This is a genomic window from Thermostilla marina, from assembly GCF_054657455.1.
The window spans coordinates 2,973,816-2,996,257 of the sequence record NZ_BAAHYR010000001.1; the positions used below are offsets into that span (position 1 = coordinate 2,973,816).

The 22,442-nt window shown below is 65.7% G+C and carries 25 protein-coding genes; 7 read left to right on the forward strand and 18 right to left on the reverse strand.

Going from position 1 to position 22,442, the window contains the following annotated elements:
- Positions 1–5 precede the first annotated feature (5 nt).
- From ACYQ2I_RS10820 to ACYQ2I_RS10860, 9 genes are all read right to left on the reverse strand, one after another.
- On the reverse strand, positions 6–731 hold the full coding sequence (locus tag ACYQ2I_RS10820) for a hypothetical protein (RefSeq protein ID WP_460167028.1): 726 nt from the start codon (positions 729–731) through the stop codon (positions 6–8).
- Between the two features lie 583 nt (positions 732–1,314).
- On the reverse strand, positions 1,315–1,962 hold the full coding sequence (locus tag ACYQ2I_RS10825; RefSeq protein WP_460167029.1) for a hypothetical protein: 648 nt from the start codon (positions 1,960–1,962) through the stop codon (positions 1,315–1,317).
- A 44-nt stretch (positions 1,963–2,006) separates the two neighbouring features.
- The gene (locus tag ACYQ2I_RS10830) at positions 2,007–2,387 is read right to left on the reverse strand and encodes a hypothetical protein (RefSeq protein WP_460167030.1); all 381 of its coding nucleotides are present in this window, start codon (positions 2,385–2,387) and stop codon (positions 2,007–2,009) included.
- 10 nt (positions 2,388–2,397) lie between these two features.
- Positions 2,398–2,739, reverse strand: a complete 342-nt coding sequence (locus tag ACYQ2I_RS10835) for a DUF2190 family protein (protein WP_460167031.1) — start codon at positions 2,737–2,739, stop codon at positions 2,398–2,400.
- 60 nt (positions 2,740–2,799) lie between these two features.
- Complete coding sequence (locus ACYQ2I_RS10840) at positions 2,800–4,935, reverse strand: phage major capsid protein (RefSeq protein ID WP_460167032.1); 2,136 nt, start codon at positions 4,933–4,935, stop codon at positions 2,800–2,802.
- Positions 4,922–6,343, reverse strand: coding sequence for a phage portal protein (locus tag ACYQ2I_RS10845; protein ID WP_460167033.1), 1,422 nt, complete (start codon positions 6,341–6,343; stop codon positions 4,922–4,924). The genes ACYQ2I_RS10840 and ACYQ2I_RS10845 overlap by 14 nt, the downstream gene beginning before the upstream one ends.
- A 100-nt stretch (positions 6,344–6,443) precedes the next feature.
- A complete protein-coding gene (locus tag ACYQ2I_RS10850) occupies positions 6,444–6,641 on the reverse strand; it encodes a hypothetical protein (protein WP_460167034.1) in 198 nt (65 codons plus the stop codon).
- Between the two features lie 474 nt (positions 6,642–7,115).
- Complete coding sequence (locus ACYQ2I_RS10855; protein ID WP_460167035.1) at positions 7,116–9,440, reverse strand: terminase gpA endonuclease subunit; 2,325 nt, start codon at positions 9,438–9,440, stop codon at positions 7,116–7,118.
- Between the two features lie 66 nt (positions 9,441–9,506).
- Positions 9,507–9,731: a hypothetical protein gene (locus tag ACYQ2I_RS10860; RefSeq protein ID WP_460167036.1), complete on the reverse strand. Its 225-nt coding sequence runs from the start codon at positions 9,729–9,731 to the stop codon at positions 9,507–9,509.
- Positions 9,732–9,865: 134 nt separating this feature from the next.
- Here ACYQ2I_RS10860 and ACYQ2I_RS10865 point away from each other — a divergent pair, with 134 nt between their 5' ends.
- The 7 genes from ACYQ2I_RS10865 to ACYQ2I_RS10895 all read left to right on the forward strand — a co-directional run bounded on the left by ACYQ2I_RS10865 (position 9,866) and on the right by ACYQ2I_RS10895 (position 13,588).
- Complete coding sequence (locus ACYQ2I_RS10865; RefSeq protein ID WP_460167037.1) at positions 9,866–10,108, forward strand: hypothetical protein; 243 nt, start codon at positions 9,866–9,868, stop codon at positions 10,106–10,108.
- Positions 10,109–10,120: 12 nt separating this feature from the next.
- Positions 10,121–10,321 (forward strand): hypothetical protein, encoded by a 201-nt coding sequence (locus tag ACYQ2I_RS10870; RefSeq protein ID WP_460167038.1) that lies wholly within the window; start codon positions 10,121–10,123, stop codon positions 10,319–10,321.
- A 33-nt stretch (positions 10,322–10,354) separates the two neighbouring features.
- Positions 10,355–10,951 carry a winged helix-turn-helix domain-containing protein gene (locus tag ACYQ2I_RS10875; RefSeq protein ID WP_460167039.1) on the forward strand — a complete coding sequence of 199 codons (597 nt, stop codon included), beginning with the start codon at positions 10,355–10,357 and terminating at the stop codon, positions 10,949–10,951.
- Between the two features lie 363 nt (positions 10,952–11,314).
- Complete coding sequence (locus ACYQ2I_RS10880) at positions 11,315–12,040, forward strand: amidoligase family protein (protein WP_460167040.1); 726 nt, start codon at positions 11,315–11,317, stop codon at positions 12,038–12,040.
- Positions 12,041–12,181: 141 nt separating this feature from the next.
- Positions 12,182–12,856, forward strand: a complete 675-nt coding sequence (locus ACYQ2I_RS10885) for a class II glutamine amidotransferase (RefSeq protein ID WP_460167041.1) — start codon at positions 12,182–12,184, stop codon at positions 12,854–12,856.
- A 117-nt stretch (positions 12,857–12,973) separates the two neighbouring features.
- The gene (locus tag ACYQ2I_RS10890) at positions 12,974–13,201 is read left to right on the forward strand and encodes an AbrB/MazE/SpoVT family DNA-binding domain-containing protein (RefSeq protein ID WP_460167042.1); all 228 of its coding nucleotides are present in this window, start codon (positions 12,974–12,976) and stop codon (positions 13,199–13,201) included.
- A gap of 6 nt (positions 13,202–13,207) precedes the next feature.
- Positions 13,208–13,588 carry a type II toxin-antitoxin system death-on-curing family toxin gene (locus ACYQ2I_RS10895; protein ID WP_460167043.1) on the forward strand — a complete coding sequence of 127 codons (381 nt, stop codon included), beginning with the start codon at positions 13,208–13,210 and terminating at the stop codon, positions 13,586–13,588.
- Here ACYQ2I_RS10895 and ACYQ2I_RS10900 read toward each other — a convergent pair.
- The 9 genes from ACYQ2I_RS10900 to ACYQ2I_RS10940 all read right to left on the reverse strand — a co-directional run bounded on the left by ACYQ2I_RS10900 (position 13,582) and on the right by ACYQ2I_RS10940 (position 22,398).
- Positions 13,582–14,964: a DNA modification methylase gene (locus ACYQ2I_RS10900; protein WP_460167044.1), complete on the reverse strand. Its 1,383-nt coding sequence runs from the start codon at positions 14,962–14,964 to the stop codon at positions 13,582–13,584. The genes ACYQ2I_RS10895 and ACYQ2I_RS10900 overlap by 7 nt on opposite strands.
- A 330-nt stretch (positions 14,965–15,294) precedes the next feature.
- Positions 15,295–17,586 carry a DUF3987 domain-containing protein gene (locus tag ACYQ2I_RS10905; protein ID WP_460167045.1) on the reverse strand — a complete coding sequence of 764 codons (2,292 nt, stop codon included), beginning with the start codon at positions 17,584–17,586 and terminating at the stop codon, positions 15,295–15,297.
- Positions 17,583–17,876, reverse strand: coding sequence for a hypothetical protein (locus tag ACYQ2I_RS10910; protein ID WP_460167046.1), 294 nt, complete (start codon positions 17,874–17,876; stop codon positions 17,583–17,585). The genes ACYQ2I_RS10905 and ACYQ2I_RS10910 overlap by 4 nt, the downstream gene beginning before the upstream one ends.
- Positions 17,873–18,223, reverse strand: coding sequence for a dATP/dGTP diphosphohydrolase domain-containing protein (locus ACYQ2I_RS10915; RefSeq protein WP_460167047.1), 351 nt, complete (start codon positions 18,221–18,223; stop codon positions 17,873–17,875). Before ACYQ2I_RS10915 ends, ACYQ2I_RS10910 begins: the two co-directional genes overlap by 4 nt.
- A 15-nt stretch (positions 18,224–18,238) precedes the next feature.
- The gene (locus ACYQ2I_RS10920; protein ID WP_460167048.1) at positions 18,239–19,939 is read right to left on the reverse strand and encodes a DEAD/DEAH box helicase; all 1,701 of its coding nucleotides are present in this window, start codon (positions 19,937–19,939) and stop codon (positions 18,239–18,241) included.
- 6 nt (positions 19,940–19,945) lie between these two features.
- On the reverse strand, positions 19,946–20,287 hold the full coding sequence (locus ACYQ2I_RS10925) for a hypothetical protein (protein WP_460167049.1): 342 nt from the start codon (positions 20,285–20,287) through the stop codon (positions 19,946–19,948).
- On the reverse strand, positions 20,287–20,742 hold the full coding sequence (locus ACYQ2I_RS10930; protein WP_460167050.1) for a DUF669 domain-containing protein: 456 nt from the start codon (positions 20,740–20,742) through the stop codon (positions 20,287–20,289). The genes ACYQ2I_RS10925 and ACYQ2I_RS10930 overlap by 1 nt, the downstream gene beginning before the upstream one ends.
- Before the next feature lie 4 nt (positions 20,743–20,746).
- Positions 20,747–21,472: an ATP-binding protein gene (locus ACYQ2I_RS10935; protein WP_460167051.1), complete on the reverse strand. Its 726-nt coding sequence runs from the start codon at positions 21,470–21,472 to the stop codon at positions 20,747–20,749.
- 125 nt (positions 21,473–21,597) lie between these two features.
- Positions 21,598–22,398, reverse strand: a complete 801-nt coding sequence (locus ACYQ2I_RS10940) for a PD-(D/E)XK nuclease-like domain-containing protein (protein WP_460167052.1) — start codon at positions 22,396–22,398, stop codon at positions 21,598–21,600.
- Positions 22,399–22,442: the final 44 nt, after the last annotated feature.

The window sequence follows — 22,442 nt, forward strand, 5'->3', positions numbered from 1 at the left end:
GCCGGTCATCTCCTCGCACGCGACTTGGCGGCCGGTCGCCGGGCTGCTCGACGCTTGGCAGGCCGCCGTTTGCTGCGGCCGGCCCTCTTGGTTTGTACGGGTGGTCCCGGCACCAGACTGGCCAACAGGCCCAAGAGGTAGACCAGCCAGCCTTTCATCACCAGCACGACAAGGACGAACACCACGCCCGCTGCCAGAAGCCAGGAGAGAATCACGCGGAACGGACGCGAGAGAAGATCAAGCAACCGGGCCAGCAGGCCGGCGGCCGGCCGGCGCAGGTCGCGGTCTTTGTCGGGCCGATAGTTCGGGTCGGGTCTGCGCAAGCGCTCGAAGGCCCGCCTCAGACCCTCGGCGCCGTCCGTGTAGTCATCCTGCCTGTGCAACACTCTGCCGTCCGGGGCTTGGACGTAGATCGTCGGCTTGCCGGCCGTGTGGAAACCAGCCTTGGTCACCGCCCAGTGATCCGGGGGATAGTCTTGCACCAGGCACTCGGCCGCGATATCGGCCAGCGGGCCTTTCAGGTCGTCGAGCACCCGGCGGCGGTCGGACTCGGTGCCGATCACCGTAAGGCGCAACTTGGTGCTGTCGTCGGCCAGCCCTGCCGACTGGAGAATCCGCGTGGCTTCGGATCGGCTGATCTGGCGGCCGCCCAGCGTGATCCGCTCCGCCCCGGAGCCGTTGAGCCCGGAGCGATCGATGCCGAAGTTCTGCATGCCGTCCTGCTCCACCACCGGAAGCTGGCCATCCTGCTGGGAGGCACCTCCAGGGGGACTGGAAGGTGCGGCAGGTTCGCCGCCGGCACGATCGGGCGGCAATGGCTTGGCCGGCGGCTGGGAAGGTCGGGCCGGTTCGGACCGCGAAGAGGGCGAAGACGCCGAGGAGCTGCTGGGCGCCGCGTTGCTGCCGGAGGTCGGCCGCGTGGCCCCATCCCGCCGGAGCACCACGCGGACCGTCTGCCCGGGCGAAAAGCTTAGAGTCCACTGCCGCTGGACATCGCCCCACCGGGCCGTCACGCGATACCGGTAGCGCTGGCCCGGCTCCAAGGGCGGCGTCTGGAGGCGAGCCCTGCCGCCCTGAAGCCGCACCGCGTGCTTGTCGAACCAGACTCCAGCGCCGGGCGGAACGACCTCAAGCTCGAACGTGGCCGGTCGCCCATCCGTGCGGTCGACAACAATCGGTTGCCACTGCGGCCAGGCCGGCACGATCGGGCAACCTCCCGAACCGCACTGGCCAAACAAGAGCGGAAACAAGAGTGCGTACATGCTGCTTCCTACGGTCTTCAGCCTTCAGCCTTCAGCCTTAGGTCTTCAGCCTTCAGTCTTGATTCCTCGGGACCGGCGGCGGGGGCGGGGCCAGCAGGATCACCGCCCAGCCGCCGCCCAGCCCCGTCCAGCTCCGCTTGAACTCCTCGGGCGTCATCCACTCGATCTGGTTTTCGCCGATGTAGTTGTTGTCCAAGACGGCGAAGTAGCGATCGTCGGCATGCACCAGGTTGACCATATGCGCGATCCGCGCCCCGCCGTACCGGCCGCTGGGGCTATAGGTGTACGTGACCGCGGGCATCCGGCCCGTGCGGCAGGCGAGTTTTAATAGTTCCAGGTCGCTGCCCTCGTAGTTCAGAAAGCCTGGTGCCTGGCTTGCGCCGCGCTGGCGGGCCATCTCGGGCAGATACTTTTCGACGGCGCCGGGATACGCCCCGCCGGGGATGCCGTGCTCCTGAATCCACTTCGGGGCCTCTTGATAGGCCGGCACGTTCTGCCACAGGGCCGCATGGTGGATCGAAGTCCACACGCAGCAGCCCTGACCCCGCGAGGTCGTGTTGCGGCGATGCAGCTCGACAGGCAGGTCGCACTGGACTTCGGTCCCATCGGGTGCCCTGCTGCCGCCGAGGGTGGCCCCCAAAGCCACCGCAGCCAGCCCCAGAAGGCAACACAACAAAGTCAGAGCTCGCAATCGCATCATCACGCTTCCTTCAGCCTTCAGCCTTCAGCCTTCAGTCTCAGTTGTTACTCCACGCCGACCTGCTTGGTGTGAATCCGCAGCAGCCTGCGATGCGGATCGCTCCAGCGCCACTCGGGTTCACTGCCTGGCGCCACCACCTCGTAGACCAGCGTCTTGCCGCCGGTGGTCTCTCGAATCTGATCTCCCCGCCGGGGCAACGTCTTCTGGCCGGCGAGAATGAGGTCGTCGGCCGCAATCAAAAAGTCTCGGTCGGTCCACTCCATGCGCACGCCGCCGTAGCCGTCGTCGAGCTTCAAGAGCGTCCGCCCGACGATCGCTTGAACAGTCGTCTCGTCGGTCCCGCGTCGGTAGATAACCGGCCGCGAGGCATGGACCTTGAGCCGCTCGGCCAGCCAGCCCAGGCCGCTATCGAGCATGTCGGACATCGTAACAGGCTCACTGGCTCAAGCGCACGCGGACTGTGCTGTCGGCGTCCGCGGCGGCGGCGACCGCCTTGCCCAGGTACTTGTTCAGTCCGCCACCATCCGTGGTGACGGCCACCTGGTTCGTCTCGTCCCAATAGGCCTTTTGGCCGGCGGAAAAGGTGACACCGCCGCCGGACTCCTTGGCGAAGTCGAACACGCCGGCCACGGCCAGGGAGCCCGGCGTGCCGGCAGGGATCGGCGTTCGGGCCACGCCGACCAGGTCCCCTTGAACCACCACGTCGCCGGCCGCCACATTGGCCGAGGGTGTGTAGTCGATCTGTTCGCCTTGCTCGACGAATACTGCGATTGCCACGTCGCTTTCTCCTTCAGTCTTCAGCCTTCAGCCTACAGCCTTCGGTCTTCAGCCTGTCCCTCACGCCTCGCCCTTCATCTTCACGCCGCCACGCGGGTCTTGCAGGGCAACGCCGAAGTCGTGATAGCCGCGCATCTGGATGCCCAGGACCGAGAAGTCCGCGTCAGCCGTCTCGATCGTGGGGCTCTCCTGGCCGTTGAGGAACGCCACCTCGACGACCGGCAGGTCGTCCGGCGTGGCCAACAGGTACCAGGCCTTCGACGAGTTGCCCGTGTAGTTGCTGTTCGACAGGTACCGGCTCACCTCCACCCGGAACTTGCCCTGGTGCGGGTTGGCCACCGGGTAACGGCTGCTCGCGCTGGGTTGCCGGAGCTCCATCGACTTGTAGAGCTGCGTGCCGATGGCCGAAAGCGCGGTGGGCACCAAGAGGATCGCCGGCATGATGCCGATCGGTTTGCCGTCCGAGTCCACCTGGTCCATGAAGGCCACCTCGGCCTTCGTAAGCCCGTCGATCCCTAGCGCCGTGTCGGCCCCTTCCAGGTAGTTGTTGTTCCCGGCAGAGAAGAACGTGGCGTTATCGAGGAAGGTGCTCCAGAACACGTCGTTCAGCTTCAGGCCTGAGCCCCGCCCGAGTTTTCGCGGCACGGTGGTGATCGCCCCCAGATCGTCGTTGATGATGTCGCGGCGGTCGATCGACAGTACCAGGCCGTAGGTGTCGGCCTTGTTGGTGTAGGTCTCTTCTCCCAAAGTGCCGTGCTTCAGTTCCCCGCCCGGGGCGACCTGCTCGTACTGGTCCGTGCCGATCAGCCGGTAGCTGGTCACCGTCTTGAAGTCCGAGACGTTTCGCGTAGCGCAGATGTTCCGCCACGTCCGCTCGACCGAGAAGAAGCCGTCCAGGAGGAACTTGTTGGCCACGTTGGAGAGGATGCCGCCGATATCGATCGTCGAGAAGCCGGCCTCCAGGTCCGGGCGGAAGGCGAACCGCAACACGGTGCGGCTGTCGCGGAAGCTGCGGCCCGTGTAGCCGTTGGCCCAGGCAGCTTCCAACAGAAGCTCCTGCAGGCCGATGCCGCCACGGAACCGGCGGCCGGCCGCCTCCAAGGTCGGCTCGTCGAAGAGGTCCTCTACGCCGGCGGCCTTGGCCGTAAGCATGCAGGCCGCCTCGAGCAGTCGCCCGGTCACCGCCTCCGGGCTGCGGGCGTGCACGGCCGGGGCCTTGGGCCGCTCGGCCCGCAAGACCTCCAGGGCGCAGCGGCTGACATCCCACCCATCCCGGATCGCCTGGGCTTCAATCTCCGGATGCCGGCCGGCGCAGACCTGGCGGATAGCCAACACACGGGCCGCCTCACCGGCCTGGTCGGCCAGAGAATCGCCGGCTTGCTCCCCAGCGGGCTTCGTAGCAGTGGCGGCCTGGGTCTCCGCAGTCTCGCCAGGCTGCTCTTGAGGGCCTGCCTTCTCCGGGGCAGGCAGGTTGGGGTTGGAAAGCCTCTCCATCGCTTGGTTCTCCTCCTTGGTTGCTTGCACACCGGCCGCGGCCACACTGGCGCTCGTAGCCCCGTCGGCGCCCAGGTCCACGAAACTGATTTCTCCCAGGGTCGCCTTGCGGACCACGTTGACCGGCCCGGCGAACTGGCGGCCGTTGACCAGCACCTTCTGGTTCTCTCTGACGAACTCGAACTCCTCGACGGCCGCGGCGATCGAGGCCTGCCAGGGGAAGCCGTTCCGCGCACTGGCGACGATCTCCCGGGCGGCCGCCGTGTCGCGCGACACCACGCCGGTGGCCACAAGCTTGCCCTCCTCGATGCGGATCGCATCGGTGTGGCCCACGCCGCTTGCCATGTCGTGGCCGAAGCGGACGGGGCGGCTCTGCGACGGGATGGCCAAACCGGCCAAGTCCACGATCACCGGGTATCGCCAGCCGGCAATCCGCATCGGCCCGCCGGTGTAGGCGACCATCGAGAATCGTGGCAGCTTCGGCCTCCCGTCGGCAGGACCATCCTCCACCGCTTCGATGGTGATGTCGCTCGGGTCGCAGACCAGGTTCAGATGGGCCTCTGTGCGCACCCTTCCCTGGCGCTGGCAGACCGCCCGGCGCTGGGCCGGATCGGGAAACTCCTTGACCATGATCGCATCGCGCATGCACCGCGCGATGAACTCCTCGTGCAACTCGCCCGGCTTTCGCTTAGGCAGCGGCATTGGTGACTTCCTGCTGTTGGTTGTCGTTGTTTGGATCGCCCTGTTCGGTTGGCGCTGCCTCGGCCACGCTCAGCCCCAGCTCGCGCATCAAGGCCAGTTCCTTGGCCCGCTGGCGCAGGGCCTCCTCCCAGTCGCGGCCCTGCCGGGCGTACTCGTGGGCCAGCGTGGTGGTATGGCTGGCAAGACGCGTGGCCTGGGCCGTGGCCTCCTTGGCCGGGTCCACATGCTCCTGGCCGTCCCAGAACCACTGGTGCGGCCAGTCGGCAAATGGCCCCACGTGCTCGGGCCAGACTTCTGGAATCAGCACCGCCTCGTCGAGCCAGGCGGCGAGCACCCGATCCAGGACCACGGCTTCCAGGTGCGCCTGCTCGACCCGAAGGCTCTTGTAGTAGGTCTGGTGGTCCAGCCGCCCGGAGGCGTAGTTGTAGCCCGACGAGTTGCCCGCCGCGATGTTGAACGGCATGTTCAAGCAGCGGGCGATTTCGTTGAGGATTTCTCGTTTGAACTCCGCGTAGGTGGTGGCGGGCTGCTCGGCCTGGAGCTGGCTCATCTTCCAGCCGCCCGGCATAGTCAGCAGGGCCCGGCTTTCCAGCTCGATGGGCTCGAACGGCTCGGCCGCGTCCGCCTCGCCACCCGGCGGGGCGTCGGTGTAGAGGATGCCGGCGAAGTCCGCTGCCGTCTCGGCCGCCGCAATCACCGCCAGTGTGAATCGTCGAAGCTGGGCAAACAGGGGCAAGGCCGGCATGATGTCGGGGATGCCGCGGACCTGCCCGGGACGGTCGGATCGGAACCAGTGGACCATCGCCTCGGCCGGCACCCGGTCGTACTGGAGGCCCGAGGACCGGGTCGTATCGCCCGGATGGTCGCGGAGCACGTGGTACTCGACGGGGTTGCCGAATCGATCGAAGACGATCCCGTCGGTGAGGCTGTAGGCTGAAGACTGTAGGCTGTAGTCGCCCAGTGCAGGCTTCTTTCGGTCTTCAGCCTTCGGCCTCCAGCCTAGCTCCGGCGTGGCCACCTGGTCGGCCTCGACCAGGCGCAGGTCGAGCTTGACCGGCGTGGGCAATCGCGGGTTGCTGGTCAGTATGGCGAAGGCCTCCCCGTCCTGGGCTCGGGCCATGCGCATGGTGCGGAGCTTTTCGGCCAGGCCGACCGCCTTGGCCCACCGGGAAAACTCCCGTTCGATCCGCCGGTTGGCCTCGGCGTTGCCCGTGAGCATCTGGAGCCGCGGGCCGGTGCCCACGCAGTCGTTGGCCAGCGTCAAGACGATCCCGCGGGCGTAGCTGTTGTTGGCCACCTCGTAACGGGCCCGGTTCCGCAGGATCCGCCGGACCTCGGGGCTGTTGGCCGCCCGGGCCGAAAGCCCGTCGGCGGCCGCCCAGTGCCGGCGGTTCTCCTCGGTGGTCATCGCCGCGTCGTAGCGGGCCTTGAGGGCCCGCCACGAACGCGGACGACGACGAGCGGGGGTGGCCTTCCTGGGCCACAAAAGACGCATCCACGCGAACAACTCAGTTCACCCCCGGCGGGACGAGCTTGTTGAACCGCAGGCCGCGCCGCTTTTTCTGTACGGCCTCTTTCGCCGATAAGTACTTATCCGCCTCGATCTGTTCCGACAGCGGATGCTGCTCAACGCTTCCCGCGTCGCCAGCCACCTTGGCCGGTCCCTCGGCATTCTGGCGGATCGTGTCGTCGAGGTTGTCGGTCATCTGCTGTTTCTCCCGCAACGGCGAGCCTGCCTGACGTGGCCCTGCGGCCGAGACGTGCCGCGTATGCTGTAGGCTGAAGACTGTAGGCTGTAGGCGCCCAATGCAGGCTTCCTTCGGTCTTCAGCCTTCGGTCTCCAATCCAGCTCCAGCGATGTCGCCCTCGGCTGCCACAGGGTCGGCCCGCCTATCTCTTACATATGCCAATTGGCCGCGATCTGTCGGCTGGATCGCCTGAAAAGCGAAAATCGTGCTACATATAGCAATCTCGCCCTGCCATGCCGGGGAGCAGCTCGTAGGTCACCATCCGCCGTCCGCAGTGCCGGCACACCTTACGGCGGCGGATGCGCCCGCTCGGCAAGGGCTCGGTATGCGTGGTGCGGAAGTGGCGGCACCCGCATCGGGGGCAGGCGATGCCGCGCTCCGGTTTGGGCCGTGGAGTTTCCGGCGTGGGGGAGGCGTGTTGCGGCGAGTGGCTCATCGGCCCCGTTTCCTCCGTTGGAGTTGGGCGAAGCTGATCCGCCGGCGGCCGTTGCTCGGCTCGCCCGCCATCCCCGGTAGCGTCACCCCTTGGATCGACGCGGCCACCGCGCAGCCCACCAGGCAGTCCAGCCAATGATTGTCGCCACCCGAGGGGCGCAGCTTCCATTCGTCTACGGTCCGGCCCCGGCCTTCGGTCTTCACACGGTACTCGGCCGTAAGATGCTCGGCCAGCAGCCGGTGCTGCTCCGGGTCACTGCCGAAGAGCGACAGGCAGCCCGAATCGCCCATCGCCACCGCCAGCCGGGCGTAGACGAACGACTTCCAGAAGTTCGCATCGTAGATCACGTACCGCACGGCCCGGCGCCCTTGGACGTTGGGGATGCGCCAATTCAGCCCGCAGCGATCTCCCGGTTTTCGTCGGTAGTCGTTCAGCGGCCGGCTCGATGCTCCGATGAACCGCCCGTGGCTGGGCATCACCACGGCGGCATGGGCCGACTGCCGGCAAAACTGGTAGACCACGTCGGTCGACTGCCCCCAGTTGGCGTCGACCAGGCACCGCTCGATCCGCATGGCCGCCCCATCGTCACGCCGCCACTCGCGGCCCAGGTAGTTGTGCGTGAGGGCCTCCAGCCCCGCGTAGATCGAGCCCTCCAGGCCGGCGCCCTTGGCCACCTGGCTGAGCGTGGGCTGGGCGTCTCGGGCCGTGAAATAAGCCCGTCGCTGGTCGGGGTATGCCCCATAGTCGATCACCACCCCCGTGAAATCGTCCTCCCACGCCGCAACCACATAGAAGAGCAGCGTCTGCTGCACGTCGACAAACATCGTCAGGTGGTTGCAGCCCACAGGTACCTCGCCGCGACCCAGGCGATTGATCTTGGCGGCGATCTTCTCGGCGGTCAGGTCGTCTTCTTCGGGCACCTCTTCTGGCAAGGGCTCGTTCTGGTACTCCGCCCAGAAGGCCCGCTCGTCCTGGAGCTTCAGGTTCATGGCATGCTGGATGGCCGACAGCTCGTCGTGGTTGTAGCGCTCCGGCCAGGCAACCACAGCCCCCTCGTCCATGGCCTCACGATTGGCACGGTAAAACTCGGTCGCCTCTTCGCCGTGGCCGCCGCGGCGGAAGCTCTCGGCACGCAACTCGGCGTATCGCTGCCAGAGTTTTTCGTTGGTGGGAAACTGATAAACCATCTTCGTGCGTTCGCCCTGCCACTGCGGGTGCTTGTCGCGATCAAGAATCCGGTCGGCCATGTCGCCCGGGCGGATGACCGTGCAGGGCATGATGCCGCTGATCTTCTTGCCCGGGCCGGCCAGGCCCAACACCGCCCCGGCCAGGATGCTCTCGCGGGTGGCACACTGCGAGAGGCTGCGTGCCGACTCATCGGTCTGCGGGTCGTCGAGCACCACCAGGCTCGGACGCACCGTCTTCCCGTCAGCACGCTTGTATTTCATGCCGCGAATCCGGCCGGTGATTCCAGCGACCTTGATGATCGCCCCACTGCCCAGCGAATAGCCGTCCGGGCGTAGAAACTGCCTCAGCCGCTCGTTGTCACCCCAGCCGGCGGGTTGGATCATCGGCAGCACGATCTCCCGAGCCGTCCAGCCGATGTGCGTGCGCTGGCCTCGATAGAGCTGACCGGAGCAACGGTTGGCGATCCCGTCGAGGCACTGGATCGGGAAGACTACCTCGGGGAAGTCCTCCAAGAGCAGATCATTGCCGTCCAGTTCCGTCTTGATCGAGTCGAGCATGTCCATCGCATGGCCTTCGTCCGAGCCGATCAGACACACGAACTCCCGGTGGCCGTACAGCACTGCCCAGATGCAGGCGCACTCACAAAGGCTGCTTTTCCCGAACCCACGAGGGGTGGCCATGGCAAACAGCCCACCTTCCAAAACCGCCTGTTCGATCTTGCCGATCACCTTCAAGTGATCCGGCGACCAGGCCAAGTGAAACGTCAAAGGGAAGTACGATTCACAGAAGAAGCGGAAGTTCCGCGACGCCTTCTCCTTCCGCTCGGGATCGACGACCTCGGGCAATTCGCCGATGTCGCGGCCGGCCAGCGACAGCGCCGCATTCCGCGCTCGGGCCCGTTCCTTGAGCGACTCGTAAGGGTCGGCGTCCGGCTCGGGTTTCGGCTCGTGGCGGATTTGCACCAGCCAGGCCACATAGCGAAACAGGTCCACATGCCGGCCGTCGCCGATGCGGAAGCCCGCGCGCATACGGTGGCGGTAGAGCTGCCGCTCGCCCGTCACCTCGCCCAGCGGCGTGGAGTTCAGCAGGCGCACTAGCTCGCTTGGCTTCAATCGCCTCGGGTCAATCGCCACGTTTTCCACTCCCGCTGCGACCTCGACACGCGAACCATGCCCAACACGCTCCGGGTAGTTGAACGTTTAGACGCGACGTGAAATTTCCCGCACAAGCCACGCTGCATAGTGGACCAGGTTCAGCGTGCCGTCGGCGCCCGTCGGGGCACCGGCGTCGATGTCCGCTTGGAGCATCTGGATGGTGACCCGTTGAGAGCCGGCGGCCGAGAGAATCATGGCCGCATCCTCCAGGGATAACGCCTGGGGGTTGAGGGAGCGGCCGTGCCGTCCTTGGGCGTTCCTGTCGCTCATCGCGTGCTACGCTGCGGCGAAAAAGTATTCCGGGAAATCCATGCCGACCGGTGGGAATTTCGCTTGATGCGTTCCGAAAAAAATGGCTGATGTGTCATGACGCATTTGAATCCCCAAGCCAAAGGAGAAACGCGATGCAGACACGAGAAATCACCTTCCGGGCGACCGAACACCCCAGCGCGCTGGAGGCCCTGCAGTACCTGGACGCCTCGGGTGACGACCGCGCCATCTTGATCGGGGCCGACGGAGGGAGAAGCGTCAAATATCTCACCCTCACGCAGGCCGAGGCCGAGCGGATCGAGGCTGCGGGAATCCAGTTCGCGTATCTTTCCTGCCACAAGTCCGGGCGGATCATGACTATCCCGGTCAACGACTGAAGGAGAACGATCATGGCAAAGCAACTCATGACCGAAAAGCGATTCGAGACCAAGCTGGCGAACCTGCTTACGCGGCGGCTCGCCTCCGTCGGCGGCCACGTCACCACGTTCCATGACGCAAGCGTATTGACCATGAACCGAGGACTGGTGGTCACCTTGCCCAATGGCCAGCAGTTCCACCTCACCATCGTCGAGAGTACACCACGGCACTAACCCCTGTTTTCCCCTGTTCCAAGGAGCGATGCGATGAAACGCGACGAAGTACAAATCGGCAAGGTGTACACGGCCCGGGTGACCAACCGGCTGGTGCCGGTGCGGATCGACGGAGAAAATCGCCACGGCGGTTGGGACGGGACCAATCTGGCCACCGGCAAGAAGGTCCGTATCAAAAGCGCCCGGAAGCTGCGGGGCGAAGTGAAGGCCGAGGGCGCGAAGCCGGCCGAACTGGCCGACGCAGTGGGGACCGCCCCTGGTGGCCGGCACGCGGGGCCCGCGGCCAAAAAGGCCACCACGTCGCCCACGGCGGCCAAGGGCGGGAAGAAACCCGCTCAGGCGACCACCAAGGCCAAGAGCAAGAAGGCCGCCACGCGGGCCAAACGTGGCGAACCCAAGGCCAAGCGTCCGAGCGTCCTCGACGCCGCTGCCCGGGTGCTGGCCGAATCGGGCGAGCCGCTGGGCGCAAAGCAGATCGTCGAGGTCGCGGCCCAGAAGGGCTACTGGCACTCGCCCGGCGGCAAGACACCCCACGCCACGCTCTATAGCGCGATCATCCGCGAGATCGCCGCAAAGGGGAAAGGGTCCCGTTTCAAGAAGGTCGAGCGGGGCAAGTTCGCCAGGGCCTGAAACCCAACGCGCCGGCCGCCCAACCCCGGGGAATTTCCCGCACGTTTCTTTTGGCCTTGGCCCACAGGTCCCCATTCCCGCCAGCGACGCAACACGCGGCCACTGTGGGCCACACGTGGCCAACGTCGGCCAAGCCGTACCCAGAGGTAACACCCCAACGTGCCCCGACGGCAGCGCCCATCTGGCCGACCGGCCCAAAGCGTTACTCCCCGGCCAGCTGCAAGCCCGGGCCTGTGCTACGCAGGGCCCCAAAAGTATTCCGAAGAATCCAGCCCGCCGGGCGGGAATTCCGCTTGATGTTCTCGGGCGTTCATGGCTCCTCTGTGATGTACGCATGAACATTACACCACCGAGGGGGATGCCATGAACGCCGACCAACTCACCTTCGGAATCGAGATCGAAACGATCGCCCCGCAAAACGCCATCGACCAGCACGGCCTCAGAATCGGACCCTGTCGCCGGGGCCTTCAGGTCCCCTACCTGCCCGATGGCTGGAAGGCCTCCCGCGACGGATCGGTAAGCAGCCGCATGGGCCACGGCTGTGAGATTACCAGCCCCGTGCTCCGCGGCGAAGCGGGCATCCGCCAGGTGATCGAGGTGGTCGAGGCGCTTCGGGCCAAAGGGCATTGGGTCAATCCCACTTGTGGCGTGCATATCCACGTTGGCTGGGACCGCCACTGGCCGGCCCAGGCCCTGGCCCGCCTGGTCACGATTGTCGCCTACCTCGAAAAGGGCCTCTACGCGATCACTGGGACCAAACGCCGCGAGCGGGGGCGGTACTGCGGCGGCGTGCGCAAGTACGGCAGCGACAAGGATGCCAAGCCGAACCTGGACCGCGACCGCTACCACGCCTTGAACCTGACCAACCTTGCCCGGGGAACCAAGGGCACGGTCGAGTTCCGCGTCTTCTCCGGCTCGCTCAACCCGGTGAAGGTCGCCGGGTGGATTCAGGTCTGCCTTGGGCTGGTCGAGCGGGCCCGAAGCGCCAAGCGGATGCCCACCTGGGCGCCGAAGGCCCCGACGGGCGGCTGGAAGAAGCCCGGCCCGGGCCAAAGCGAGACGGAACGCCTGCTGGGCTACTTGGCCTGAGGCCGCGGCTACGCACGCATTCACGGCGGCAAGCAGTACGGATGGATTTCGGATGCCATCCCGCAGGATCAGGTCAAAGCCGAGTTCCGCCGCCTGGCCCGCAAGTACGACGCCATGCCCTGATACAGGAAGGAGGCCACGATGTGCGGGATATTCGGGTTCATCACGAAGGACGGTCGCGGGCCGGACCTCGTCTGCCTGCGGCGGATCGCTGCCAAGACGGAGACCCGCGGCCGCCACGCCTTCGGCCTGGCATGGATCGACGCCGACGGCGTGCTCCAGACCTTCAAACGCCCGGGCGCGGCCACGGCCAACCTTGACGACCTGGACCAATGCCGCCGCGCCGTGGCCATAATCGGCCACTGCCGCTGGGCCACCCACGGCGCCCCAGAGGACAACCGCAATAACCATCCCCACCCGGCCGGGCGCGGCTGGCTGGTGCACAACGGGGTGGTGCGCAACTACGGGAGGCTCCTGCGGCGCTACGGCCTGCGGCCCAAGACCGATTGCGACAGCGAGGTGCTGGGGCTGTTGATGATGCGCCGCGCCGGGCCACTTCTCCAGCGTGCCGCCTGGGTGGTGGCCCAAACCGAAGGCCCACTGGCCATGCTCGGCCTGTGGCGAAAGCCCGTCCGCCTCTTGATGGTCCGCCGCGGCAAGCCGCTCTGCTTCTCCGAGACGCCCGGCGGGTTCTACTTCGCCAGTCTGCCCGCGGGGCTGCCGGGTAAGGTGACAACACTCCGCGACCAGTACACCGGCGTGCTTCGGCTTGAAGACGGGTTGGTCAGGCATCAGGACCTTTCGATTCTTGCGTAGACGCATCACACACCTCTTCAGCCGGCCGCCATTTGGGGGGGGCGCGACGCCTATTCCCGCCTTGGCCGGGACGGCGTGGCGGTGTATACTATGTGTATCCGACGAGGAGGGACCGACATGCCCAAAACCCTGATCCGGCATGGCAACAGCCTGGCGCTGGTGATCGACAAACCGATTCTGGAAATGCTCCAGATTTCCGCCGACACGCCGCTAGAGCTCTCGACCGACGGCGATTCGATTCTCATCTCGCCGATCCGCGATAAGCCGCGTCAGCGGAAGCTCCGCGCGTCGCTCGAGAAGATCAACCGCAAGTACGGCGATGATCTCCGACGGTTGGCGGAGTAGGCGCTGGTGCCCGATTTTCTCAGCATCGAAGACGTTCTGACGCTGCACGCCGATCAGGTCGATCTCTACGGCGGCGAACACGGAGTGCGCGACATGGGGCTGCTCGAGTCGGCCGTCGCACAACCCCGCGCAACGTTCGGCAGCGAATCCCTGCACAAGGACCTGTTCGAGATGGCGGCCGCCTATCTGTACCACCTGGTGCAGAACCATCCGTTCCTTGATGGGAACAAGCGGACCGGGTGCGTGGCGGCGCTGGTCTTTCTGGATCTTAATGGCATCGAGATCGACGCTCCGAGAGGCAGTCTTTACGACTTGACAATGGCCGTCGCCACGGGGCAGGCAGGCAAGAGTGAGATCGCGGAATTCTTCCGGACGTACGCTCATTGAGCGGCCTCCCGGGCTTGTGGCAGGGTGACGGTTCCCTGTCGTTCGGCCTTCCGGCCCGTGAAGTTCTCGAAGCGCTGGACGATCACGTCGCAGTAGAGCGGGTCGAGTTCCATCAGGAATGCCCGCCGGCCCGTCTGTTCGGCAGCGATCAGTGTGCTGCCGCTACCGCCAAAGAGGTCAAGCACGTTCTCGCCGGCAAGCGACGAGTACTGCATCGCCCGCACGGCCAGCTCCACGGGCTTCTCCGTCAAGTGGACCATCTTGTTCGGGTTGATCTTTTTGACGCTCCAGACGTCGGGCACATTCTTGGGACCGAAGAATCGGTGCGCTGTGCCTTCCCGCCAGCCATAGAAGCACCACTCGTGGTTACCCATGAAGTCTTTGCGGGTAAGCACGGCGTGCTCCTTGACCCAGATGATCGCCTGCGAGAAGTAGAGCTTGCACACCTTCAACACCGGCGGGTAGTTTGCGCAGTTGGCGTATCCGCCCCAGATGTAGAAGGCATGGCCTGGCAAGAGCACCCGCGCCATCTGGCCGAACCAAGCGTGCAGCAGCCGGTTGAACTCCTCGTCCGAGACGAAGTCGTTCTCCAGGGGGCGGTCCTTGGCCCGCAGCTTGCGGTGCGTGGGGATCGCCTTCTCGGGGTGCCGGGCCACACCGGAGACTGGAGGCCGGAGACCGGAGGAAGATTCTTGTGGCAGCTTCCCTCCGGCCTTCCGCCTCCTGCCTGCTGCCTGGAACGAACTCAGCCCTGCGGCGATCGCGTTGTTTGACCGCGGCTCGACGCGAACATTGTACGGCGGATCGGTATTCACAAGGTGGGCGGGCTGGCCGTCCAGCAACCGGTCCACGTCTTCCGCCTTGCCCGCATCGCCGCACAGAAGCCGGTGCTCGCCCAGCAGCCACAGGTCGCCTGGCCGTGTGGTCGGCTCGTCGGGCGGCTGGGGAACTTCGTCGGGATCGGCGAGTCCCTCCTTCACGCCGGGGTCGAGCAGCTTGGCCAAGTCGTCGGCGGTGAATCCAAGCAGGCCGAGATCGTAGTCGGCGTCCTGGAGTTCGCCCAGTTCCAACGGCAACAGGTCGTAGTCCCACGTGGCCAGCTCGGCCGTCTTGTTGTCGGCGATGCGGTAGGCCTTGACCTGCTCGGGCGTCAGATCCTTGGCAACGTGGACCGGAACCTTCTCCAGGCCCAGCTTCTGTGCGGCCTTCCAACGGGTATGCCCGCAGATGATCACGCCTTCGGTGTCCACCACGATCGGCTGGCGGAACCCGAACTGACGGATCGATTCGACCACCGCGTCGACGGCCTGGTCGTTGATGCGCGGATTCCGCTCGTACGGCCGGACGTCGGCGAGCTTACGGTTTTCGATTTTCATGCTTCAGACTCCATTCGGGTTTCGGACCCGTAAAACAAACTTTGCTGCCAATGGCGACCGTTCCCGCCGCCCCTTCGGAGGGGTTTTTGCCAGGAAGTACCTAATTGACCGCCGACGCCTCCCTCATGCGCATATACACGCAAATGCGCGCGCGCGTGGGGGGGTAGGCGGAATAGGCGGTAACTAGAATAAAGAAGACGTAAGTATCTATTATTTCTACATTTACGTCTTTTCCAGTTACCGACTTTGCCTAGGCGGTAACTAGGCGGTTTCGTCGGTAACTGGGCGCAGATATTGCCAGTTACCGACTTTTGAGGCGGTAACTGGCGGTTACTGCAAGAGCCGATAGCGCTGTCCAATGCGTCCTCCTTCGTTCGTCGAGCCGATCTCGTAGGCGATGCGCCGCTGGCTCAGCAGGGTGTTGCGCACCTCCTCGATGTCCCGGTCACTCCAACCCAGACGCCGCGACAGATACCAGTGGGGCATCCAGTCGTCGCCGCGACGCTTCCGCCAGTTTCCAAGCACCTCGAGCATTCGCTTGCAGCGGGCGTCGAACTCGCCTTCGGCCACGTGTTGGCCGGCCATGAAGAGCATCCGCCGAGTCTGGTAGTCCACGAATCGCCACGCCCACTGCACGGCCGGCTCGTCGATCTGCATCTGGAGATGGTTCTTGCTTGCGGCGTAGACCAGCGCAAGCTTGCAGGTCTTCTCGTAAGCCCGAGCCCAGATGGCCATGCCCGCCGGGTCGTCCCGGTCTTCGGCTTCGGCATAGCGGTCGTCGGCCAGCGCGCGGAACTCCTCGAGCGCCTCTTCAGCTTCCGGCGTCGCCTCCACGCAGACCGGGATGGGGTGCCAGTTCTGAAGGTTGCCTTCGCCGGGCCGGAAGTCGGCCCACCAGCGTGCGGTGCACAGGATGGCCTCTGGGATCGGCCGCGACAGCGGCGTCTGGCCCCGGCCGCGCTTGCCCGCCTCCAGCACGATCAGCCGGGCGAAGAAGCCATTATTGAGCATGCGGACGCTTAGGGCCTCGTAGTAGTACTTGGGCACGGCCGTGCCGAGCATGCACAGCGACGGCTGGTCGATCACCCCGGGCGAGCGGCCGCCGGCCTTAACCCGCATGGGATAGATCGCGCTGCTGGCGGTGTACATCTTCAGCAGCACGTTCATGATGCCCTCGTGCCGGGCATCGGAGGCCCGGTTGATGGCGTTCATCAGGCCGTCGATCTCGTCGGTCTGAAACAGCACTGAGGGTGTGAGGAACAAGCGATCCTCGACGCCTTCCCCGGAGGCGAAGGCGTCGCCCAGGCAGTCCTGGAGCCCAACCTCGACGCAGATCCGCTGATTGACTTTGCGAGGCTCATTTTTGCCCGCGCCACTGTTGGCCAGAGCCAAGACGTAGAGGTTGGTACGGTTGTCGGCCGCATCGCGTACCTTGCGGCCGGCCAGGAAGGCCTGGAGCACAAGCGCTGCGGCAAACGCCAAGACCGGCTGAGGATAGGGCGAGACGGCCAGCGTGTAGTCGGTCACCTGCCGAATGAAGCCGGGCACGTCCAAAAGGTCTTCCGGCATAGGGCCGGGGTCGGGTGCCGTGGGCTCGGTCGGGGGCGGTGCGTCGCTTGAGCTGATGATACCCGACAGGTCCACGGCCTGCGGCACACCGGAATCGCCGCCGAAGCCTTGCGTTCGCAGGGCCGACGCCGCTGCAGCGTAGTCGCCGCCATGTTCCAGCAAGGCGTACACAGCAAACGGCGAGTACGCCTGGTTCGGCTCGAAGGGCGGGGCGCTCGACGTGAAACAGTAGAATGTACCGTTCCGGAGCGTGGCGGAGGTGCCGAATATCTTTCCCGGCCGTCGCCAGTGCTCGTTGCCGTCACCGCCGGCAGGTTTGGCAAGCGTCCAGCCGTGTCGCTGGAGAACGACTCGGATATCGCCCCGCTGGTTGAAGTCGTCGCCGGGGCGGGTGTCGCCGCCGCACCGGCCATTGTTGCCACACGTCGGCGATGGCCAATACTCGTTGAGCGCCCATGCGGCCTCTAGTAGCGTCTCCCGCTCGGCGGCAGACAAGACCGGTAGTCTCGCAAAATCACCTCGCACCAGTTCGTAGCCCGGCGTAGGGGCGCACAGGAACAACCCCCCTTGGCCGCGAGTCTCGATCATCGTGAGTACCACCTGCCATCGCCCCTGGGCGTCCTGCCGGGGCTTGTAGGTCTTGCCCGCGATGGTCACCTCGTCCGGCCCGGCGGCCCACTCGATTCGCTGGGCGAGCTTCAGGTTCCCGCATACGGGTTCCCGGCAGCGATAGACGACGTGCCAGCCGCCCGAGGGCGATTGCTCGATGACGAGGCCATCGAGTAACCTTGGGGCGACTTTGCGTACCTTGGCACGCCAGGCGTCGAAGGCCTCGCCGCCCAGGTCGAAGTCGAGCATCTCCAGGTTGCCCGAGACGGCCCCGCAGACCAGGCACAGGGCATCGGCCTGCCGGCACCAGGCCGCAAGCTGCCCTTCGCGAGGCAGCGCGTGCTGGAACTGCTTCCACCGCGGCACGGCCGGGCGCTTCTCCGACCGCACCGCCGGCAGCACGCACAAGCCCGCTCGCAGGTATCGCAAAGCCGCCTCGATCATCGTCGCCTCGCCGCGTCTTTCTCACACGCTCTCCGTGCTCGCCCCAAGGCCCGCTCGATGGTTTCCGGTCTGCGGGAGCGGAGGCGCCACTGGGCCAAAGGCTGCCAGCGGCCCAGAAGGCGGCGACCGATCCTGCGGCGGCAGGCATACACGGTTCGTTTGTCGTCCTCAAGCAAAAGCTCGTACACCCGGTACCGGCCCGTACTATCCATCCACACCCGGTACCGGCGACCGCCGTGGACGATCACCGCCGGCTCGTCGGGCCAGTCGAGCTTGACGTAGCTGCTCATGTGGATTCCTCACGTCGTGCAGGGATATCGATCATCTCCGGCATCGTTTCCTCGAAGTGGCACACACCCAACAGGTTCCATGCGGCGTGGGCCAGGTGGTCCTCGCCTCTGTCGCCTTGCAGGTACAGGTAAATGTGCCGAATCGCATGATTGAGCATCACGCTGGCCGGGATGCCCTTGGTCCAGTTGTGTTCGCCGTACTTGGCCGCGCCTTCGGCGCAAGTCTCGGCGAGGCGCCTGAGTCCAATGGGCGTGATCAAGTCCCAGCGCTGGCCGTCGGCGTCGGTGCTGCGCACGGCGCCGCTGGGAAACTGCGTCACGTCGCTGTTGTCGAGTTCACACCACACGCTCAAGCCTCCTTGTCAGAAGGGGATGTCTTCATCGTCGAAGTCGCAATGGGCCACCGCAGGCACCGGCTTGGGCATCTCTCCCAGCGTGTAGCCCACGATGCGGTCGTACTTCTCGCCGACCACTGAACGGACGACAATCTTCTCGGTCCACGCCACGCCGCCGCCTTCGGCAATCTCGACGGCCCGTTCGGCCGTCTCGGGCACCGGGTCGGGCGAGCGGCGCCGCCACCACTTTTCGGCCTTCCAGCGGGCGTAGCCGCCATGCTCGAAGCAGACCCATTCCGACATCCAGGTGAACTGGCCGATGCGGTATTCCACACGCATGGACCGCGGGGCGTCCGACGGCGCGCCGCGCTTGGTGTGAACACTGTAGCGGATGTCCAGGACCTCGTACTCGGTGTCGGTCACCTGGTCGGAGAGCACACCGGCGGTGCTGGCCCGGGCGTCGTGCTTCCGTCTTTCCGGCGGCGGGAACTGGTGGCCGCACTCCGGGCAGCGGGCGTACCCGGCGGCGATCACCGCGTGGCACTCGGGACACTCCTTGGCCGCCGCCTCGCCGCTGCCGCGCCCGGGCGCTTCGGGCATCTTCAGTTGATCCACCGGTCCGTGGCGCAGGGCGTTACCGCCGAAGTCCAAGACGAGGCAATTCTGTTTGCCCGGATGCAAACGGAACCCGCGGCCTACCATCTGGTAGAACAGTCCCGGCGACATCGTGGGCCGCAGGATGGCCACGCAGTCGATGTTCGGGGCGTCGAAGCCGGTGGTCAGGACGTTGACGTTGACCAGGTACTTCAGCGGCAGCAGCCTGTGGCCGAACAGGTCGCCTGGGAGCGGTTCGCGGCGGAAACGGGCGATCAACTCCGCCCGCTCGGCAGCCGGCGTCTGGCCGTCGAGAAACCCCACCTCTTGCCCGCTCATCTCGGCAAGCACCCGGGCCACGTGCTTGCCGTGCTTCACGCCGGAAGTGAACACCAGCACGCTCTGGCGGTCGTGCGTGTAGGCGACGATCTCGCTGCAAGCCGCCGCCACCAGCCGCTCATCGTCCATCAAGTCCTCTACCTCGTCGGCCACGAACTCTCCGCCGCGAACGTGGAGGGCGCCGAAGTCCACCTTATGGCTTCCGGCCTTGGTCACCAGGGGGCAGAGGTAACCGTCGCGCATGAGTTCCCGCACGCCCACCTCGTAGCAGACGTGGTTGAGAATCCCCTCGGGCGCGCAGATCGGGCCGCTGTCCAGCCGGAATGGCGTGGCCGTAAGCCCAATCACCCGCAAATGCGGGTTGACGACCTTCGCCTCGGCCAGGAAGGTGCGATACATGCCTTCGTTGTCGGGATCGGGCGTCAGAAGGTGGCATTCATCGATAATGGCCAAATCGAACCTGTCCAACTCGCAGGCCCGGCGGTAGACCGACTGGATGCCGGCGACGATCACCGGTTTGTCCGTCTCGCGGCGGCCCAGGCCCGCCGAGTAGATGCCGATGGACACCTCCGGGCAGAGCCGGCGAATCTTCTGGGCGTTTTGTTCCAAGAGTTCTTTGACATGGGCCAGGACTAGCACCCGGCCGTGCCATCGGAGTACGGCGTCTTTGACCAACTGGGCGATCACGAACGACTTCCCTGCCGCTGTGGGCAGGACCACTGCCGGATTGTCGTCGCGCGTGCGCAGGTGCTCATAGACGGCCTCGACAGCGGCCTGCTGGTACGGGCGAAGCATCTTCGATTACTGGTTCTGGGCGAGGGTAAGATAGAGCTGGACCGCCAAGCGGGGCAGGTCTTCGAGCCTGACGATGGCCACCCAGGGTCGATGGTTGCTGCGATGCAGGAGCACGGGGATGTTCTTGCCGGCATCCCCAATGGCCTGATCCAATGCGGCATACAGCCGCAGGGCCTCGCACCGTTTGACCTCGAAGTGGACGTCCGCGATGGCCGTGCGGATGTCGGGGGCGTCCGGATCGCCGCAGTACTGCCTGCCCCTGCAGGCCTCGACCCGGAACAGCCGGGCGATCTCGGCCGCCGCTTCACGTTCGCCGCGGCAGCCCTTGCGCCGAGACTTCGCGCCCATCACGGCCTCCGCCACGGCGGCGTGCTCGATTGGGCCTGCTGCGGCCGGCCGGTGGCGGCGTCCCGCTTCTCGTAGCCCTTGACAACGTTGACGATCTCGTCGGTATCCTTACGCCGCCTGCAACCGACGCGGATCACCAGCGGCAGGTTGTGCAGCTCCACGCTGTCGCGCGGCGTGAGCACCCCAACGGCCCGGCAGATGGCCGAAAGCTCCGCCCGGGCGATCTTGACGGCCAGCTCGTTGGGGTTGTCCAGGTTCAGCCGCGCCCAAAGCTGCCGGCCCTTGTGCTCGCCTTCCACGATCGTAAAGACCAGCTCCAGGTAGCTGCCCGTGCCGGCCTTGTTCGGCTTCATCTCCGATTGCGTAATCATCGCCAGGTACTTCCCGGCAGGGATGGGATCGAACGTGGTGGCGGGCTCCACCTGCGAAGCGTCGAATCCAGCCAGATTGACCATGCTTTCAGCCTCCTTGGGGCTTGGGGTTGTGGTTGCTGATCGCCGCGACGAAGGCCTCCCACGACAAGGGCAGGCTCTCCGAGATGCCGTAGCGATTCTTGGCCACCAGTTGGGCCGTTTCCTGCAAGACGAGTTCCCGCTGGTCGCCGGCCAGGCGAATGGCCCCCACGAAGTCCGACCACTCGATCATCGTGTTGGCCAGGTCGGGATGAATCTCCGGGGCGCTCTTTTCCAGGTCGATCCCGTCGATCGTGGTGATCGAGCGGCGCGCGGCATGCGCCAGTAGAAGCACGGCCACGCCCGAGTTGACCAGCCGATCCAAAACCGGCAGGAGGTACTGGTAGACGTAGTTCTTGAGCACCTGCCGGCCGTTGCCGTAGCCGCCGTGGGAGCGGTTCAGCGTCTGCTTCATGCCCGCAGGCGTGCCGTCCACCCCGGCTACGTGCTCCTCGATCCGCCGCAGGAGCCAGTCGATCGAATCGACGACCACGGTCTGGTAGTCGTGGCCACCGGAGGCCAGGCCGTCGAGCCAGGGCTGAATGTCCGGCCAGGTGGCCAGGTACGGCGTGCGATGGCACTGCACATGCGCAGCGCCGTTTTCGCAGTCGATGATCAAGGGCCGGTCGGCCGAGGCCCCATAGGTGGTTTTCCCCGAGCCGGGCGGGCCGTAGACGATGCCCTTGGGGGCACGCAGGTTGGACCGGGTCAAGACGGTATCGGGAAGGGGCATAGCAAATCTCTCCCACGCAAAGGGAAGCAGGAAGTTCAAAAGGGCCGGTCGCACTTCGGGCGGGGCAGCGATCCTCATCCACCTCATGCCTACCCGGCTTCAAAAGACCCGAGAGGCGACCGGCTTTAGACGTAGTCGAACAGGCGGCACTCCTCATAGCCGGTGGGCCAGGTGTCGGTGGCCATGCACCGTCGCAGGCGCTCGATGGCCGCCTCGTTCTCGCGCCGGGCCTGGGCCAGGGCGTCCTGGTGGACCTTCCACACGCCCGAGCGGTACGGCTCCTTCTTTTCCACAGCGATAAAGTGGACCGGCATAGGCAAGACGATCACCTGGGACAGCACCGCCTGATAGAACGCCACCTGGTGGACGTAGGCGTAGCGCCGCGCATCCGCCTCGAACCAGTCCAGGTCGTCGCAGGTCTTGAGGTCCACGATCCCCCGGTGCGGATCGAACCAGTCCATGCGAATCTGGCAGGGCATCTCGCAGTACTCGGCCCGCACGACGCCTTCGGGGGTGCCTTCCGAAAGCAGGTCCCTGGCCAGCCCGTGCCCGCGCACCCCTTCGGCCATGCGCTGGACCAGGTCGCACTGCCCGACGGTCAGCACGGGCTTCCCTTGCGCGGCGGCCCACTCGGCGAAGGCCTTGGTGTTCGAGCCGTAGGGTTGTCCGGTCTTCGGGTTCACCGGCCCGCCAACAGCGTATTGCTCGTCGAAGGCGTCTCGGCCTTCGAGCACCAGCGTGTGCAGTGCCCGGCCTACGAGATACGCCGGCCGGTCCTCGTCCTCCACCAGTCCCAGCTTCTTCTTGCGGTACAAGAGCGGGCAGCGCCGGAAGTCGGCAAGCTGGTGGCTGGTCAGGTGCTCCGAGGCCTTGGCCTGGTAGACCTCGGCCGATTCGTGGATCAGAAACGATGCGGCGATCGTCATCGAGGTGTCTCCGTATGGACCAGCGGCCGTCAACGCCGAGCGAG